General features: G+C 64.7%; 12 protein-coding genes. 4 read left to right on the forward strand and 8 right to left on the reverse strand.

Features of this window, described 5'->3' with window-relative positions:
* Nucleotides 1–224: 224 nt before the first annotated feature.
* Genes folD through ASD71_RS23070 form a run of 3 tightly spaced genes read right to left on the reverse strand, consistent with a single transcriptional unit; the run spans nucleotide 225 to nucleotide 3,450 of the window.
* On the reverse strand, nucleotides 225–1,076 hold the full coding sequence (gene folD, locus ASD71_RS23060) for a bifunctional methylenetetrahydrofolate dehydrogenase/methenyltetrahydrofolate cyclohydrolase FolD (RefSeq protein ID WP_056570130.1): 852 nt from the start codon (nucleotides 1,074–1,076) through the stop codon (nucleotides 225–227).
* Nucleotides 1,073–1,699 (reverse strand): response regulator transcription factor, encoded by a 627-nt coding sequence (locus tag ASD71_RS23065; protein WP_056570132.1) that lies wholly within the window; start codon nucleotides 1,697–1,699, stop codon nucleotides 1,073–1,075. The genes folD and ASD71_RS23065 overlap by 4 nt, the downstream gene beginning before the upstream one ends.
* A complete protein-coding gene (locus tag ASD71_RS23070) occupies nucleotides 1,696–3,450 on the reverse strand; it encodes a PAS domain S-box protein (protein WP_056570135.1) in 1,755 nt (584 codons plus the stop codon). Before ASD71_RS23070 ends, ASD71_RS23065 begins: the two co-directional genes overlap by 4 nt.
* 352 nt (nucleotides 3,451–3,802) lie before the next feature.
* Between ASD71_RS23070 and aceE the strand changes: the two genes are divergently transcribed.
* Genes aceE through lpdA form a run of 3 tightly spaced genes read left to right on the forward strand, consistent with a single transcriptional unit; the run spans nucleotide 3,803 to nucleotide 10,003 of the window.
* On the forward strand, nucleotides 3,803–6,511 hold the full coding sequence (aceE, locus tag ASD71_RS23075; RefSeq protein ID WP_056570137.1) for a pyruvate dehydrogenase (acetyl-transferring), homodimeric type: 2,709 nt from the start codon (nucleotides 3,803–3,805) through the stop codon (nucleotides 6,509–6,511).
* Between the two features lie 12 nt (nucleotides 6,512–6,523).
* The gene (aceF, locus tag ASD71_RS23080) at nucleotides 6,524–8,203 is read left to right on the forward strand and encodes a dihydrolipoyllysine-residue acetyltransferase (protein WP_056570139.1); all 1,680 of its coding nucleotides are present in this window, start codon (nucleotides 6,524–6,526) and stop codon (nucleotides 8,201–8,203) included.
* 12 nt (nucleotides 8,204–8,215) lie between these two features.
* Nucleotides 8,216–10,003, forward strand: a complete 1,788-nt coding sequence (lpdA, locus tag ASD71_RS23085) for a dihydrolipoyl dehydrogenase (RefSeq protein ID WP_056570142.1) — start codon at nucleotides 8,216–8,218, stop codon at nucleotides 10,001–10,003.
* Between the two features lie 94 nt (nucleotides 10,004–10,097).
* Here the strand turns inward: lpdA and ASD71_RS23090 are convergent, their stop codons facing one another.
* The gene (locus ASD71_RS23090; protein ID WP_200949473.1) at nucleotides 10,098–11,282 is read right to left on the reverse strand and encodes an MFS transporter; all 1,185 of its coding nucleotides are present in this window, start codon (nucleotides 11,280–11,282) and stop codon (nucleotides 10,098–10,100) included.
* 112 nt (nucleotides 11,283–11,394) lie between these two features.
* Here ASD71_RS23090 and ASD71_RS23095 point away from each other — a divergent pair, with 112 nt between their 5' ends.
* Nucleotides 11,395–11,898 carry a MarR family winged helix-turn-helix transcriptional regulator gene (locus ASD71_RS23095; RefSeq protein WP_056570146.1) on the forward strand — a complete coding sequence of 168 codons (504 nt, stop codon included), beginning with the start codon at nucleotides 11,395–11,397 and terminating at the stop codon, nucleotides 11,896–11,898.
* A 108-nt stretch (nucleotides 11,899–12,006) separates the two neighbouring features.
* Here ASD71_RS23095 and ASD71_RS28145 read toward each other — a convergent pair whose 3' ends face one another.
* From ASD71_RS28145 to ASD71_RS23115, 4 genes are all read right to left on the reverse strand, one after another.
* Nucleotides 12,007–12,564 (reverse strand): transposase, encoded by a 558-nt coding sequence (locus ASD71_RS28145; RefSeq protein WP_255357211.1) that lies wholly within the window; start codon nucleotides 12,562–12,564, stop codon nucleotides 12,007–12,009.
* Between the two features lie 1,114 nt (nucleotides 12,565–13,678).
* Nucleotides 13,679–13,873: a putative motility protein gene (locus ASD71_RS23105; RefSeq protein ID WP_056316520.1), complete on the reverse strand. Its 195-nt coding sequence runs from the start codon at nucleotides 13,871–13,873 to the stop codon at nucleotides 13,679–13,681.
* Between the two features lie 240 nt (nucleotides 13,874–14,113).
* A complete protein-coding gene (locus ASD71_RS23110; protein ID WP_056570148.1) occupies nucleotides 14,114–15,079 on the reverse strand; it encodes a hypothetical protein in 966 nt (321 codons plus the stop codon).
* Between the two features lie 130 nt (nucleotides 15,080–15,209).
* Entirely contained in the window at nucleotides 15,210–15,710 is a 501-nt protein-coding gene (locus tag ASD71_RS23115) for a DapH/DapD/GlmU-related protein (RefSeq protein ID WP_056570150.1), read from the reverse strand.
* Nucleotides 15,711–15,718: the final 8 nt, after the last annotated feature.

Consider the following 15,718-nt stretch of genomic DNA (forward strand, 5'->3'; position numbering starts at 1 on the left):
GAGGGCGATCGGTCCGAACGCAAGGGCCGACCAAGGGGATGGCCTCATGGGGTGCCTCAAGTTGCGGCAGGTGTCTGACACCCCTGAGACACCCGTTCAAGCTGAAGTGCRTCTCACACGGGTGTCAGACACCGCGGAAGTTGCGGCAGGTGTCTGACACCCCTGAGACGCCCGTTCAAGCTGAAGTGCATCTCACATGAGTGTCAGACACCGAGATCTACGCTTTAACCCGCAGCCCGTTCAGCCGCTTCAACCGTATTGACCAGCAGCATGGCGATGGTCATCGGACCCACGCCGCCGGGCACGGGGGTGATCGCGCCGGCCACTTCCTTGGCGGAAGCAAAATCCACGTCGCCGCACAGCTTGCCGTCGGCGCCGCGGTTGATGCCCACGTCGATGACGACGGCGCCGGGCTTGATCATCGAGCCGTCGATCATGCCGGGCTTGCCGGTGGCCACGACCAGCACGTCGGCGCGGCGGGTCTGGGCCGCCAGGTCGCGCGTCTTGGAGTTGCAGATCGTGATGGTGGCGCCGGCCTGCAACAGCAGCATGGCCATCGGCTTGCCCACGATGTTGCTGGCGCCCACGATGACGGCCTCAGCTCCGCGCAGGTTCACGCCTTCCGATTCCAGCATCTTCATCACGCCATACGGCGTGCAGGGGCGGAACAGCGGCTGGCCCGTCATGAGCAGGCCTGCGTTGCTGATATGGAAGCCGTCCACGTCCTTCTCGGCCGCGATGGCCTCGATGACCTTGTGGGCGTCCATGTGCTTGGGCAGCGGCAGTTGCACCAGGATGCCGTGGATGCTGGGGTCCCGATTCAGCACGTCGATGCGGGCCAGCAGTTCGGCCTCGGTCATCTCGGCCGGGTATTGCTCTTTCACGGAATGCAGTCCGGCCTTTTCGCAGGCCGCGACCTTGTTGCGCACATACACCTGCGAGGCGGGGTCCGCGCCGACCAGCACAACGGCCAGGCCGGGGCGGGTGCCCTTGGCGGCCAGGACCGAAACACGCTGGGCGACTTCTTCGCGAATGCGCTGCGAGAGGGCCGCGCCGTCAATAATCCTTGCGGTCATGCGTGTGCCTCGGGTTTGGCCAAGGCCACTTTCATCAAATCTGCAACGGTGGTCACTTCAAGTTTTTCCATAATGTTGGCGCGGTGCGCCTCGACGGTCTTGATGCTGATGCCCAGGTCGTCGGCGATCTGCTTGTTCAAGCGGCCGGCGACGATGCGCTCCAGCACCTGTTGCTCGCGCGCGGTCAGGCGCGCCAGCATGGCTTCGTGGTCCTTCTGGGCCTGGTGCTTGCTCACGCGCTGCGTGGCCTGCTCCAGCATGCGCGCCACGATTTCGCGCAGGTCGGATTCGTTGAACGGCTTTTCCAGGAAGTCGACGGCGCCTTTCTTCATGGTGGACACCGCCATCGGCACGTCGCCGTGGCCGGTGATGAACACGATGGGCAGCGGCGCGTTGCGGATGATGAGCTGTTCCTGCAGCTCCAGGCCGCTCATGCCGGGCATGCGCACGTCGGCGATCAGCACGCCGATCTGGCTGGCGTCGTAGTCTTCCAGGAAGGACTCGCCGCTGGCGTAGGCGCGAACGCGGTATCCATTGGCTTCCAGCAGCCAGCGCAGCGAATCGCGGACCGCTTCGTCGTCGTCGACAATGAATACTGTGCTCGACAGGTGGGGCGTGTTCATGCGTGCAACTCCTCGGACTGATCGTTCTGGGCCTGCGTCTGGGTCGCAGCGCAGGGCAGGGTGAAGCGGAAGATAGTACCGCCGGGGGGATTGGGGTCAGCCCACAGGCGGCCGTGATGCGATTCGATAATGGTACGGCAGATGTTCAGCCCCATGCCCAGGCCCTGCGACTTGGTGCTGAAGAACGGTTCGAACAGACGCTCGGGTTCGGCCAGCCCGTGGCCGCGGTCCACGACGGCCACCTCGATATGCTGCTCGTGAAGAATTACGGCAACCTTAAGCTCGTCGGACTCGCTCTTTTCCATGGCTTCCAGCCCGTTCTTGAGCAGGTTCAGCAAGACCTGTTCGATCAGGATAGGGTCGGCCAGGACGTCGGGCGCGTTGGACGGCACGAAGCTGTCGATGCGGATGCGGCGCTTGCGGGCGTCGATTTCGGCAAAGCCGATGGCGTTGTCGACGATGCGGCCGATGGCCACGCGCTGGCGGCGCGGCTCGCTGCGCTTCACGAATTCGCGGATTCGGCTGATGATCTTGCCGGCGCGCTCGGCCTGCGAGGCGGCCTTTTCCAGCGCGGGCAGCAGCATGTTCGGACTGGTGTGGCCGGCCTTGACCAGCGCCACCGCGCCCATGCTGTAGTTGGCGATGGCCGTCAGCGGCTGGTTCAGTTCGTGCGCCAGCGACGAGGCCATTTCGCCCATCGTGGTCAGACGGCTGGTGAGCTGGATCTTTTCCTGCTGCACGCGCGACGCTTCCTCGTGGCCGCGGCGCTCGGTGATATCGCGCGCCACCTGCATGCGCACGCGGCGGCCGTCCGTCCAGGCCAGCATGCGGTGGTGCACTTCAAACCAGCGCTGCACGGACGGCGCAAAGACCTCGACCGATTCGTCGGTGAAGCGGCCGCGGCGGCCGGCCAGCAGTTCGTCGTGGCCGCCGGTCTGCGCGCCGAACACGCGGCGGTAGGTGCGGTTGGCAAACAGCAGCTCCAGCCCGTCATGCGTGTCGGCGGTGACCGAGATGGCGTCGTCCAGGCCTTCCAGCACGGTCATGAACCGTTCGTGCGCGGCAGTCAGGGCCTCGCGGATGCGCTTGGGCTCGGTGATGTCCGTCATGGACGTCATCCAGCCGATCTGATTGCCGTTGGGGTCCAGCAACGGCGACACGTACATGCGCGCCGTGAAGCGCGAGCCATCGCGCCGCTGGGCCTCGACCTCCAGGCCGCTGCTGGGCGTCTTGCCCGACATCAGCACGTCCAGCGTGTGCTGGTGCTGTTCGTGGCGGCCCGGCACCCAATACGGGAAGGGCGGGCTGCGGCCGATCAGGTCGGCCTCGTTCCAGCCGATCATCCGGCAGAAGGCGGGGTTCACATAGGCGATGCGGCCTTCCATGTCGAGCACGCGCATGCCCGTGGACATGGAGTTTTCCATGGCGCGCCGGAACCCGGTTTCGGCGATGAGCGCGGCCTCGGCGGTGGACCGGAAGCGGGTATAGCGCCACAGCATCAAGAGGCTGATGACGATGACGCACGACAGCGCCAGCACGACCCAGATCAGGCGTTGCTGGCGCAGTTCCTGGTCTATGGTGACAAACATGACGCTGTCGTCATGGATGCGCTGCAACCAGAAGAACACCGCCATCACACAGATATAGAGGATCAGCACCATCGCGGGCGTGACCCAGTACACCCCGCGCCGCCGGGTGCGGGCGTGGTCGTGGAAAGGCGTGGGTATGTTGGACTTGGGCGCGCTGGACATGGAATTCGGGGCCGGTAGACCGCGCATTTTAGTGCGTGTTGGGAGGGAATTGCCGGGAATCAAGTCCCCCATTCGGCCTAGACCATAAAAAGTATGGCGTTCAGCAATTCAGCTTGTGGTCAACTTTCCGCATTATGAAATGCCGTACCGCAACATGAAATTTTCCTTGCGACCGGTTAATCTTCTTTCTTAGAATGCCGGCTGACAGGAAACCCGCCCCTGGCAGGTCCTTTGAACACCCCGACCCCATGCATTGCATGGTAGCCCGGATGATCCCGGCTACCATGCAATGTCCGCGAGTAGATAAATAAGCGGGTGTGTGGTCACGACGAACCCCAACAGGAGACACACGATGTCCTCTAACGCCCAGGCTGGCGCCGTGCAGGCCGCCAACGACGAAGACACCCTTGAAACCCAGGAGTGGCTCGAAGCCCTGGCAGCCGTCCTTGATCGCGAAGGACCGCAGCGCGCCCATTACCTGCTGGAACGCCTGATCGACGAAGCCCGTCGCTCCGGCGCGCATATCCCGTTCTCGCCCAATACCGCTTACGTCAACACGATTCCGCCCGGCCTGGAGCCGGCGCACCCGGGCAACCTGGAACTGGAATCGCGCATCCGCTCGTACGTGCGCTGGAACGCCATGGCCATGGTGGTCAAGGCCAACAAGCACAACCCGCCCGATGGCGGCGACCTGGGCGGCCACATCGCGTCGTTCGCCTCGCTGGCCACCATGATCGGCTGCGGCCAGAACCACTTCTGGCACGCTGAAGACGAAGGCCACGGCGGCGACCTGGTCTACTTCCAGGGCCACACCTCGCCCGGCATGTACGGCCGCGCCTACCTTGAAGGCCGCCTGACCGAAGACCAGCTGAATCACTTCCGCCAGGAAGTGGACGGCAAGGGCCTGTCCTCGTACCCGCATCCGAAGCTGATGCCGGACTTCTGGCAGTTCCCCACGGTGTCGATGGGCCTGGGCCCGCTGATGGCCATCTACCAGGCCCGTTTCCTGAAGTACCTGCACGCCCGCGGCATCGCCGACACCAGCAACCGCAAGGTCTGGGTGTTCTGCGGCGACGGCGAAATGGACGAACCCGAGTCGCTGGGCGCCATCGCCCTGGCGGCCCGCGAAAAGCTCGACAACCTGATCTTCGTCATCAACTGCAACCTGCAGCGCCTGGACGGCCCGGTGCGCGGCAACGGCAAGATCATCCAGGAACTGGAAGGCGACTTCCGCGGTTCGGGCTGGAACGTCATCAAGCTGATCTGGGGCGGTTACTGGGATCCGCTGCTTGCGCACGACAAGGAAGGCATCCTGCGCCAGATCATGGAAGAAACCGTCGACGGCGAGTACCAGGCTTACAAGGCCAACGACGGCAAGTTCGTCCGTGAACACTTCTTCGGCAAGCACCCCAAGCTGCTGGAAGCCGTGTCGCGCATGAGCGATGAGGACATCTGGCGCCTGAATCGTGGCGGCCATGACCCCCACAAGGTGTACGCGGCCTTCAAGTCGGCCAGCGACCACACCGGCCAGCCGACCGTCATCCTGGCCAAGACCATCAAGGGCTACGGCATGGGCCACGTCGGCCAGGCCAAGAACCCGACCCACCAGCAAAAGAAGCTGGAGCTGGACTCCATCCGCGAATTCCGCGACCGCTTCGGCATCCCGATCCCGGACGACAAGCTGGAAGACCTGCCGTACTTCAAGCCGGCCGAAGACTCGCCCGAAATGAAGTACCTGCACGAGCGCCGCGCCGCGCTGGGCGGCTACCTGCCGCGCCGCCGCGCCAAGGCCGACGAGCAACTGAAGGCCCCCGCGCTGGACGCCTTCAAGGCCGTGCTGGAACCCACCGCGGAAGGCCGCGAAATCTCGACCACCCAAGCCTTCGTGCGCATCCTGAACCAGGTGCTGCGCGACAAGGAACTGGGTCCGCGCGTCGTGCCGATCCTGGCCGACGAATCGCGTACCTTCGGCATGGAAGGCCTGTTCCGCCAGATCGGCATCTACGCGCCGGAAGGCCAGAAGTACACCCCGGTCGACAAGGACCAGGTCATGTACTACAAGGAAGCGGCCGACGGCCAGCTTCTGCAGGAAGGCATCAACGAAGCGGGCGCGATGAGCTCGTGGATTGCGGCGGCCACGTCGTACTCCTCGAACAACCGCATCATGATCCCGTTCTTCATCTACTACTCGATGTTCGGGTTCCAGCGCATCGGCGACCTGGCCTGGGCCGCGGGCGACATGCAGGCGCGCGGCTTCCTCCTGGGCGGCACCGCCGGCCGCACGACGCTGAACGGCGAAGGCCTGCAGCACGAAGACGGCCACAGCCACATCCTGGCCTCGACCATCCCGAACTGCGTGTCGTACGACCCGACGTTCGGCCATGAGCTCGCCGTGATCATTCAGCACGGTCTGAAGCGCATGGTGCAAGACCAGGAAAACGTCTACTACTACCTGACGGTGATGAACGAAAACTACCCGCAGCCCGGTCTGACCAAGGGCGACGAGGAAGGCATCATCAAGGGCATGTACAAGCTCAAGTCGCACGGCAAGGGCAAGAACCGCGTGCAGCTCATGGGTTCGGGCACCATCCTGCGCGAAGTCATGGCTGCGCAGGAATTGCTGGCCGCCGACTGGGACGTCGCCTCCGACATCTGGAGCGTCACCAGCTTCACCGAGCTGCGCCGCAACGGTCTGGACGCCGAACGCCACAACATGCTGCACCCCGACGAGAAGAAGCCGCAGGTGGCTTACGTCACGGAACAGCTGGCCAAGACGGAAGGCCCGATCATCGCATCGACCGACTACATGAAGCTCTTTGCGGACCAGATCCGTCCGTTCGTGCCCAAGGGCCGCGAATACAAGGTGCTGGGCACCGATGGTTTCGGCCGCTCGGATTTCCGCTCGAAGCTGCGCGAGCACTTCGAGGTGGATCGCCACTTCGTCGTCGTCGCCGCGCTGCGCGCGCTGGCCGACGAAGGCAAGGTGCCGGTTGCCAAGGTGGCCGAAGCCATCAAGAAGTACGGCATCAATCCGAACAAAGCCAACCCGCAATACGCCTGAGGGTAAAGAGACATGAGCAACATCGTGCAAATCAAGGTTCCCGACATCGGCGACTTCAAGGAAGTGGAAGTCATTGAAGTGCTGGTTGCCGTGGGCGACACGATCAAGGCGGAGCAAAGCCTGATCACGGTCGAATCCGACAAAGCCTCGATGGAAATCCCCGCGTCGCAAGGCGGCGTGGTGAAGTCCATCACCGTGAAGGTCGGCGACAAGGTCGCCGAAGGCGCGGTCGTGCTGGAAGTGGAAGAAGCCGCCTCCGGCGCCGCCAAGGAAGAGGCCCCCAAGGCCGACCCCAAGCCGGCCGCCAAGGAAGAACCCAAGCAGGCCGCCGCCGCCGCGCCCAAGGCCGAGGCCTCGGCGCCCGCGCCGGCCGCCTCCAGCGGCCCGGTCGAGATCGAAGTGCCGGACATCGGCGACTTCAAGGAAGTTGAAGTCATCGAAGTCATGGTCGCGGTCGGCGACACCATCAAGGCCGAGCAAAGCCTGATCACCGTCGAGTCCGACAAGGCCTCGATGGAGATCCCGGCTTCGCAAGGCGGCGTGGTCAAGGAAGTGAAGGTCAAGGTCGGCGACAAGGTCGCCAAGGGCTCGGTCGTGGTGGTGGTGGAAGGCGGTGCACAAGCCGCTGCCGCCCCGGCCGCGAAGTCCGAAGCCGCGGCGGCCCCCGCAGCAAAGCCGGAAGCCAAGGCAGAATCGGCACCCGCGCAGGCTGCCGCGCCCGCCTCGCGTCCGGCGCCCGCCGCCGCCCTGGAAGACGCCAACCTCAAGCCCGGCCAGCTCCCGCACGCCTCGCCGTCCGTGCGCAAGTTTGCGCGCGAACTGGGCGTGAACCTCTCCAAGGTCAAGGGCTCCGGTCCCAAGGAACGCATCACCGCGGACGACGTGCGCGGTTTCGTCAAGCAGGCTCTGTCGGCAGCGCCGGCGGCCGCTGCTGCCGGCGGTTCCGCCGATGGCGCCGCGCTGGGCCTCTTGCCGTGGCCGAAGGTCGACTTCACCAAGTTCGGCCCGATCGAAGCCAAGCCGCTGTCGCGCATCAAGAAGATCTCGGGCGCAAACCTGCACCGCAACTGGGTCATGATCCCGCACGTCACCAACAACGACGAAGCGGACATCACCGACCTGGAAGCGCTGCGCGTCACGCTGAACAAGGAAAACGAGAAGTCGGGCGTCAAGGTCACGATGCTGGCCTTCCTGATCAAGGCCGTGGTCGCGGCCCTGAAGAAATTCCCCGAGTTCAACGCCTCGCTGGATGGCGACAACCTGGTGCTCAAGCAGTACTACCACATCGGTTTTGCGGCCGACACGCCCAACGGGCTGGTGGTGCCGGTGATCCGCGATGCCGACAAGAAGGGCATCCTGCAGATCGCCCAGGAAATGACGGACCTGTCCAAGAAGGCGCGCGACGGCAAGATCTCGCCCGCGGAAATGCAGGGCGGCTGCTTCTCGATCTCGTCGCTCGGCGGCATCGGCGGCACCTCGTTCACGCCCATCATCAACGCGCCTGAAGTGGCGATCCTGGGTGTGTCGCGCTCCTCGCACAAGCCCGTGTGGGACGGCAAGCAGTTCGTGCCGCGCCTGATCGTGCCGCTGTCGTTGTCCTATGACCACCGCGTCATCGACGGCGCCTCGGCCGCGCGCTTCAACGCCTATCTGGGTGCGCTGCTGGCCGACTTCCGCCGCATCGCGCTGTAAACGGGGAGCCCTATGAGCAATACCGTTCAAATCAAAGTGCCGGACATCGGCGACTTCAAGGAAGTGGAAGTCATCGAGGTGCTGGTGGCCGTGGGCGACACGATCAAGGCCGAGCAAAGCCTGATCACCGTCGAATCCGACAAGGCCTCGATGGAGATCCCCGCGTCGCAAGGCGGCGTGGTGAAGTCCATTGCCGTGAAGGTCGGCGACAAGGTCGCTGAAGGCGCGGTCGTGCTGGAAGTGGAAGCGGCTGCTGATGCTGGCGCCGCCAAGGAAGCGGCTCCCAAGGCCGATCCCAAGCCGGCCGCCAAGTCCGACGCGCCCAAGTCCGACGCGCCCGCTGCGAAGGCCGCCGCGCCTGCCGCCGCTACCTTCAGTGGCTCGGCCGACGGCGAATACGACATGCTGGTGCTGGGCGCGGGCCCCGGCGGCTACTCCGCCGCCTTCCGCGCCGCCGACCTGGGCCTGTCCGTGGTCCTGGTCGAGCGCTACAGCACGCTGGGCGGCGTCTGCCTGAACGTGGGCTGCATTCCGTCCAAGGCGCTGCTGCACAACGCCGCCATCATCGACGAAGCCCGCGAGCTGGCTGCCCATGGCATCAGCTTCGGCGAGCCCAAGATCGATCTGGACAAGCTGCGCGGCTACAAGGACAGCGTGGTCGCCAAGCTGACCGGCGGCCTGGCCGGCATGGCCAAGGCGCGCAAGGTCACCGTGGTGACGGGCGTGGGCGAATTCGCCGATGCCAACCACCTGACGGTCAAGGGCGCCGATGGCAAGACGCAGACCCTGCGCTTCAAGCAGGCCATCATTGCCGCCGGCAGCCAGTCGGTGAAGTTGCCGTTCCTGCCCCAGGACGAGCGCATCGTCGACTCCACCGGCGCCTTGCTGCTGCGTGAAGTGCCCAAGAAGATGCTCATCATCGGCGGCGGCATCATCGGCCTCGAAATGGGTACGGTGTACTCCACGCTGGGCGCGCGTCTGGACGTGGTGGAAATGCTGGACGGCCTGATGCAGGGCGCCGACCGCGACCTGGTCAAGGTGTGGCAAAAGAAGAACGCCTACCGCTTCGACAACATCATGTTGAAGACCAAGACCGTGGGCGCCGAAGCCAAGAAGGACGGCATCTACGTCACCTTCGAAGGCGAGGGCGCGCCCAAGGAACCGCAACGCTACGACCTGGTGCTGCAAGCCGTCGGCCGCAGCCCCAACGGCAAGAAGATCGGCGCCGACAAGGCGGGCATCGCCGTCACCGACCGCGGTTTCATCGAGGTCGACCGCCAGATGCGCACGAACGTGCCGCACATCTATGCCATCGGCGACATCGTGGGTCAACCCATGCTCGCCCACAAGGCTGTGCATGAAGGCCACGTCGCCGCCGAAGCCGCCGCCGGCCAGAAGTCCTTCTTCGACGCGCGCGTCATCCCGTCGGTGGCCTACACCGATCCGGAAGTGGCGTGGGTCGGCCTGACCGAGGACGAAGCCAAGAAGCAGGGCATCAAGATCGAGAAGGGCGTGTTCCCGTGGGCAGCCTCGGGCCGCGCCATCGCCAACGGCCGCGACGAGGGCTTCACCAAGCTCATTTTCGACGCCGAGACGCATCGCATCCTGGGCGGCAGCATCGTGGGCACCCACGCGGGCGATCTGATCAGCGAACTGGCGCTGGCCGTGGAAATGGGCGCCGACGTCGTCGACATCGCCAAGACTATCCACCCGCACCCGACGCTGGGCGAATCGGTGGGCATGGCCGCGGAAGTCGCCGAAGGCGTCTGCACTGACTTGCCGCCGATGAAAAAGAAGTAACGCGCCGCGGCTTGCCGCGTCTGCAATGGAAAGCGCCGCCCCTTTTTGAAGGGGGCGGCGTTTTTTTATGGGTGCGCGGTTTGTGCGTGCGTGGTCAGGCGTCGATCCGTCGGTACGAGGCGGGCGAAAACCGCATTGCCAGCGCCAGCAGCATGACCGCGCCGGCCAGCATCACGATCCAGGCCTCGGTCAGGCTCGAAAACCGGTCGCGCAGCACGCCCGCCAGCAGCGGCATGAAGCTCGCAAGCACGTAGCCGCCGCCTTGCACGAACGCCGCCAGCATCCCCGCTTGCGCCGGATCGTCCAGGTGGTCCATCGCCACGATCAGCGACAGCGGAAAGAGCGCACCGATGCCAATGCCCAGCAGCAGGCACGCCAGCAGCGCCAGCTTGAGCGGTGCAAGAATCAGGCATGCCAGCCCGCAGATCAGGATCGTCAGCACAACGGCCAGCGGCTTGCGCCGGTCGGGAAACTTGCCGATCCACGCCGACACGGCCAAGCCCGCCATCACTTCGGCCAGCGTCAGGCCGCCCAGCAGAAAGCCTGCGGCGGAGGGCTCCCACCCAAGGCCGGTGTAGAACGGGGGCAACCACGCCAGCACCAGCGTGTACGCCCCGGTGCCGATGCCAAAGAACAGCATCAGTTCCCACGCCCGCAGATTGCGCCAAAAAGCGCGCGGGGCGGTTCGAGTTGTGCGGTGGCGGGGCGATGGCGCATCAGCGCAATCTCGCGTTGCCTTGAACCACAACGGCAGCGCAAGCACGGCGGGCACGCTCCAGAACGCCAACGCTGCGGGCCAGCCAAAGCTGCCCGCCAGCCCCGCGGCGCTGGCCGCCGCGACGGCCGCGCCCGCCATGATGCCGGTGGTGTACAAGCCGAACACCCGGCCCATGTCATGCGCGAAATTGCGCTTGATGAAGGCCGGCAGCAAGGTCTGCGCCAGCGCAATGCCCACGCCCGCCAGCGCGGCCGTCAGCAGCAGTCCGTACGTGTTCACGGCGGCGTAGCGCGATAGGCAGGCCAGGGCCACCAACGCGATACCCAGACCGATCCCGCCCCGTTCATTCAAGTATCTGGTAAGGCGGCCGCCGGCCAGCGCGCAGATTCCCATGACAAAGACGGGCAACGTCGTCAGCAGGCTGGCCTGCGTATTGGTGGCCCCCGTGGCCGACTGAATCATGTCCAGCAACGGCCCGATGGCCGCCAGCGCGGGCCGCAGATTCAGCGCCACCGCGACGATGGCAATGAGGACAATCAGGGGGCGTAACCGCACGCTCAACATGGATATCTCGACATCAAGTTATTTGATGTCGAAGTATATAGACGGCACGGTGCGCTCGGCAACGGGATATCATGGCTGCCAATATAAATAGCTTCATGCAGAGAGAACCATGACTGATCGTGCAAGGCGCGCGCAGGAAGAATGGCAACGCGAGCGGCCGGACATCGACGCCAACGTGATGGCGCTGGCGGGGCGCCTGCTGGAAGCCACGCATCTCCTGGAACGCTATTGGTTCCTGCCGCTGGCCGCGCAGTTCGAACTGCACCAAGGCGAATTCGACGTCATCGCCACGCTGCGGCGTTCGGGCAATCCGTACGCGATGACGCCCACCGACCTGCACGAGGGCCTGATGCTGTCGTCAGGCGCGATGACCAGCCGGCTTGACCGCCTGGAACGCAAAGGCCTCATCGAACGCGTGCCGTCGCCCAATGACCGGCGCAGCACGCTGGTGCGCCTGACACCGGCGGGCTTGGCGCTGATCGACAAGCTGCTGCCGCTGCACGTTGCCAACGAGCAGCAGGCCATGGCGTCGTTGTCGCAGAAGGAACAGGCGCAACTGGATGGGCTACTGGCGAAATTGATTGTGGGCTTGGGACGCAAGCCGGGGGATTGAGCGGGTGCGCGGTGCAGGTTGCGTGGGTGTCGGACAGCGATTTCTTAGCGTAGGTGTCTGACACCCCGGAAGTGCGCGTGCAATCTGAGCCAACCCCCCCCACGGGTGTCAGACACCGGTCTGGCTAAAACACCATTTCGCGTACTCCTTGCGCCTTGTCTGCGGGTCCGGCCCCATCGCCAGATACAGGTCATGCAAGTCCAAATGACCGTCGTTGACAATGCCCATCCGCGCCCGATAGCTCGACCAACGGTAATCCGTGGCGGACACTGTCAGGCCGGCTCGTACCGGATTCAATTCGATGTACCTGCAGCAGTCCAACAGATACTGCTCAGTATCGATCACCCGCGATTTGAACCGAGCCTCCCAAAGCGAGCCGGCGACGTCCCTGCGCGCATTCCAACGTCGCGTCGCACGTTGCGCGATTCGCTGCATCAGCATCGACAGCGTCCGCGGATCATCCTGGGGCGTCAGCAACAGATGCACATGGTTCGGCATCAGGCACCAAGCGTGCAGCGCGACGCCCAGGGTTCGGCGGTAATCGTGCAGATCTTCAAGATAAGCGCAATAGTCATTGGAATCATCGAACACAGGCCGCTGCCGATGGCCACGCTGGACGATATGGTGCGGTTGATGCGCAATGAGGATTCGAGGTCTTCTGGCCATGGTTGCACGCGAGAGAATGGAACAGCAGGCAGGATAGCGATTGCCCGGTCTGAGGGGCGCGTCGGAGAGACAACTTTGGCCCTGCGTATGGCGGTGCGCCGGTGTCTGACACCCTTGAGGCGGCGGTGCAAATTGAAGGTGATCTCTCCAGGGTGTCAGACACCTTGAACCGGTGCTGCATGGGAACAAGGCGTTTTCTGCTGAACGTATCGATTGCGGGCGGGTGTCTGACACCCTTGAGGCGGCGGCGCAAATTGAAGGTGATCTCTCCAGGGTGTCAGACACCTTGAACCGGTGCCGCATGGGAGCACGGCGCTTTCTGCTGAACGTATCGATTGCGGGCCGGTGTCTGACACCCTTGAGGCGGCGGCGCAAATTGAAGGTGATCTCTCCAGGGTGTCAGACACCTTGAACCGGTGNTGCGGGCCGGTGTCTGACACCCTTGAGGCGGCGGCGCAAATTGAAGGTGATCTCTCCAGGGTGTCAGACACCTTGAACCGGTGCCGCATGGGAGCAAGGYGCTTTCTGCTGAACCTATCGATTGCGGGCCGGTGTCTGACACCCTGGAGGCGGCGGCGCAATTTGAAGGTGATCTCTCCAGGGTGTCAGACACCTTGAACCGGTKCCGCATGGGAGCAAGGTGCTTTCTGCTGAACCTATCGAYTGCGGGCCGGTGTCTGACACCCTTGAGGCGGCGGCGCAAATTGAAGGTGATCTCTCCAGGGTGTCAGACACCTTGAACCGGTGCCGCATGGGAGCAATGCGCTTTCTGCTGAACCTATCGACTGCGGGCCGGTGTCTGACACCCTTGAGGCGGCGGCGCAATTTGAAGGTGATCTCTCCAGGGTGTCAGACACCTTGAACCGATGTCGCATGGGAACAAGGTGTTTTCTGCTGACCGTATCGATTGCGGGCCGGTGTCTGACACCCTTGAGGCGGCGGCGCAAATTGAAGGTGATCTCTCCAGGGTGTCAGACACCTTGAACCGATCTCTCCTGGGTGTCAGACACCTTTTCAGCTTGCTAGGGCGCCGTGCAGCCGGGCACAAAAAAGCCGCCCGTGGGCGGCTGATCTTCGTTCTTTGCGTTGCGGCTGATTGCCGCGCGGCGGGGGTTTACGCGTGCGTGTTGATGCGCGAGCCCAGCGTGCCGTCGATTGCCAGTACCGGCAGCGATTGCAGCAGCGTGGCGACCGAGTCGGCTTGGGCGTTGATTGCCTTTTTAGTCACCGATGCCTGGACCTCCATCATGAGATTCGCGTCGCGCAGGGCCAAGGCGGAATTGACGGTGTTGTTGACGGAAGCATCCATGGTCTAGGTGTCCTGGTGATGTGAGGCCGCGTTAACGGCCGAAGCAAGTCGCATTATGGGGCACGCCATTCGAATGATGCAAAACATTTCGCAATGATCGCGAGCCGCAGTGCATTGTGGCGGGTGTTCGTGGCGGGCATGTGACACGGCCTGGCAAGCTTTGGCTGCGTCGGGCAGGCGACGGCGACAGATTTGGCCCAGTCGGGCTGTGCCGGCGTTGCCACAGGCGCGGCTTGCGCCCTACGGCTGGGCCGGGCATTCCTTGACTTGGCCCCAACCGTGATGCGGTTCGCAATACTGCTTGCGCGCGGCCCAGGCGCATTCCGGGCGCTCGAAGAAGCCCAGTTCGGCGCATCGTGCCAACTCGCCGTCGAGCGCGGCGACCCATGCCATCGGATCGGGGGCGGGAAACTCGGTGATGCGCAGCGTCGACTGCGGCCCGGCGGGTTCGCTGGCGGATGCCGCTGGCGCCGGATGATCCGGCGCGGCAGAGGAAGCCGCCTGCGTCGCGCGTTCCGGCGCATTCGAGGGATCCGCCGGCGCGGTACGATCCGGCCCGCCGGGGGAAGCCATCGAGGCAGTAGCAGACCCGGCAGCCGCAGACCCGGCAGGTCCCGCTTCTCCCGTCGCGGGCGATGCCCCAGCGCGATCCGCGCCAGTCGATGCCCCCGACGGTGACCCCACTGCTGACGACGCCGATCCGATAATCTTCTCGCCTTGCCCGCCTGCCGGCGATGGCGCGGCACCCGTGCCCGCCGTGTCCGATTCCGGCGGCAGGGGAGGCAGCGGCGTCAGGGGCACGCGCACGGGACTGGCGGACGTGGCGCCCGACGGTGCGGTGTTGGGGGAATTCCACGACACGACCAGCAGCACCAGCGCGCCGTAGATGGCCAGCGTATAAATCACGGTCACCGTCGCGCAGCCCACGCGGCGGCGCGTCATGGGTTCGCCGTCGTCGCGGCCGAACAGGCTGCGCCATCCGACCAGCGCCGCGCCGGGCGCGGAAATCAGCCACCAGCACAGGCGCTTGAACCAGCCCGGCTCCTGCCGCGGCAGCGAGGCCTGGACCTGTGCAGCAAGCAGCTCGCGCAGGGCGCGGTTCTCTTCGCGCAGGCGCAGGGTCTGCGTGTCCACCGGCCCCTGGTCATCTTGATCCGGAGTGCCGTCGTGCTGCGTAGCGAGTGGATCGGGAGGCGTGGCGGTCATGTCGTGAAAAATATAGATACAAAAGCTGCGGTCGCAATTATGAAGCATGTCCGCAAGGGGCAACCGGGGAATAGGACCGTAAATCGGCCGCTTGGCCCAACTTTCCGCCCCGCAGCCGAATCCTCCCGCCTCAGTCCTCTGTTGCTTCCCGCCGTCCCAGCAGCTGCATCGGATTGCCGCCCTGTATCGAATACGCCTCGACTTCGCCGCGCACAATCGTGCCGGCCGCGATCACGCAGCCCTCGCGCAGCACTGCGCCGTCCAGCAGCACGCAGTTGGCGCCGATCCAGACGTCGTCCTCGATCACGATGCCACCCTTGCTGGGCCTGAAGCCCTGTTCGCGGATGGGCAGATCGCGGCGGCGGAATTCATGGTTGGCGGGGGCGAAGGTGCAGTTGGCGGCCACCGCCACGCGGGCGCCCATGCGGATGCCGTTGCCGGTGTAGAGCACGCACCCGGAATTGATGACGCATTCCGGGCCGATCTCGACATCGCCCGCGCCGCCCGCGGGCTTGATCTTTACGAAGGAATCGATCACCGCGCGCGCGCCGACTACGATGCGCGTGCCGCGCGTCGAATCCTCGATATCTGCCAGCGCGGACACCCGCGCGGTGGGATCGATCTGGATCATGCTGCCCG

This window comes from Achromobacter sp. Root565 (genome assembly GCF_001427425.1).
Classification (GTDB): domain Bacteria; phylum Pseudomonadota; class Gammaproteobacteria; order Burkholderiales; family Burkholderiaceae_B; genus Achromobacter; species Achromobacter spanius_D.

Coding starts and splice junctions, on each gene's coding strand:
- ASD71_RS23065 (WP_056570132.1), bottom strand. CDS start 1,699: ATGAACACGCCCCACCTGTCGAGCACAGTATTCATTGTCGACGACGAC.
- aceF (WP_056570139.1), top strand. CDS start 6,524: ATGAGCAACATCGTGCAAATCAAGGTTCCCGACATCGGCGACTTCAAG.
- ASD71_RS23105 (WP_056316520.1), bottom strand. CDS start 13,873: ATGGATGCTTCCGTCAACAACACCGTCAATTCCGCCTTGGCCCTGCGC.
- folD (WP_056570130.1), bottom strand. CDS start 1,076: ATGACCGCAAGGATTATTGACGGCGCGGCCCTCTCGCAGCGCATTCGC.
- aceE (WP_056570137.1), top strand. CDS start 3,803: ATGTCCTCTAACGCCCAGGCTGGCGCCGTGCAGGCCGCCAACGACGAA.
- ASD71_RS23115 (WP_056570150.1), bottom strand. CDS start 15,710: ATGATCCAGATCGATCCCACCGCGCGGGTGTCCGCGCTGGCAGATATC.
- lpdA (WP_056570142.1), top strand. CDS start 8,216: ATGAGCAATACCGTTCAAATCAAAGTGCCGGACATCGGCGACTTCAAG.
- ASD71_RS23095 (WP_056570146.1), top strand. CDS start 11,395: ATGACTGATCGTGCAAGGCGCGCGCAGGAAGAATGGCAACGCGAGCGG.
- ASD71_RS23110 (WP_056570148.1), bottom strand. CDS start 15,079: ATGACCGCCACGCCTCCCGATCCACTCGCTACGCAGCACGACGGCACT.
- ASD71_RS28145 (WP_255357211.1), bottom strand. CDS start 12,564: ATGGCCAGAAGACCTCGAATCCTCATTGCGCATCAACCGCACCATATC.
- ASD71_RS23070 (WP_056570135.1), bottom strand. CDS start 3,450: ATGTCCAGCGCGCCCAAGTCCAACATACCCACGCCTTTCCACGACCAC.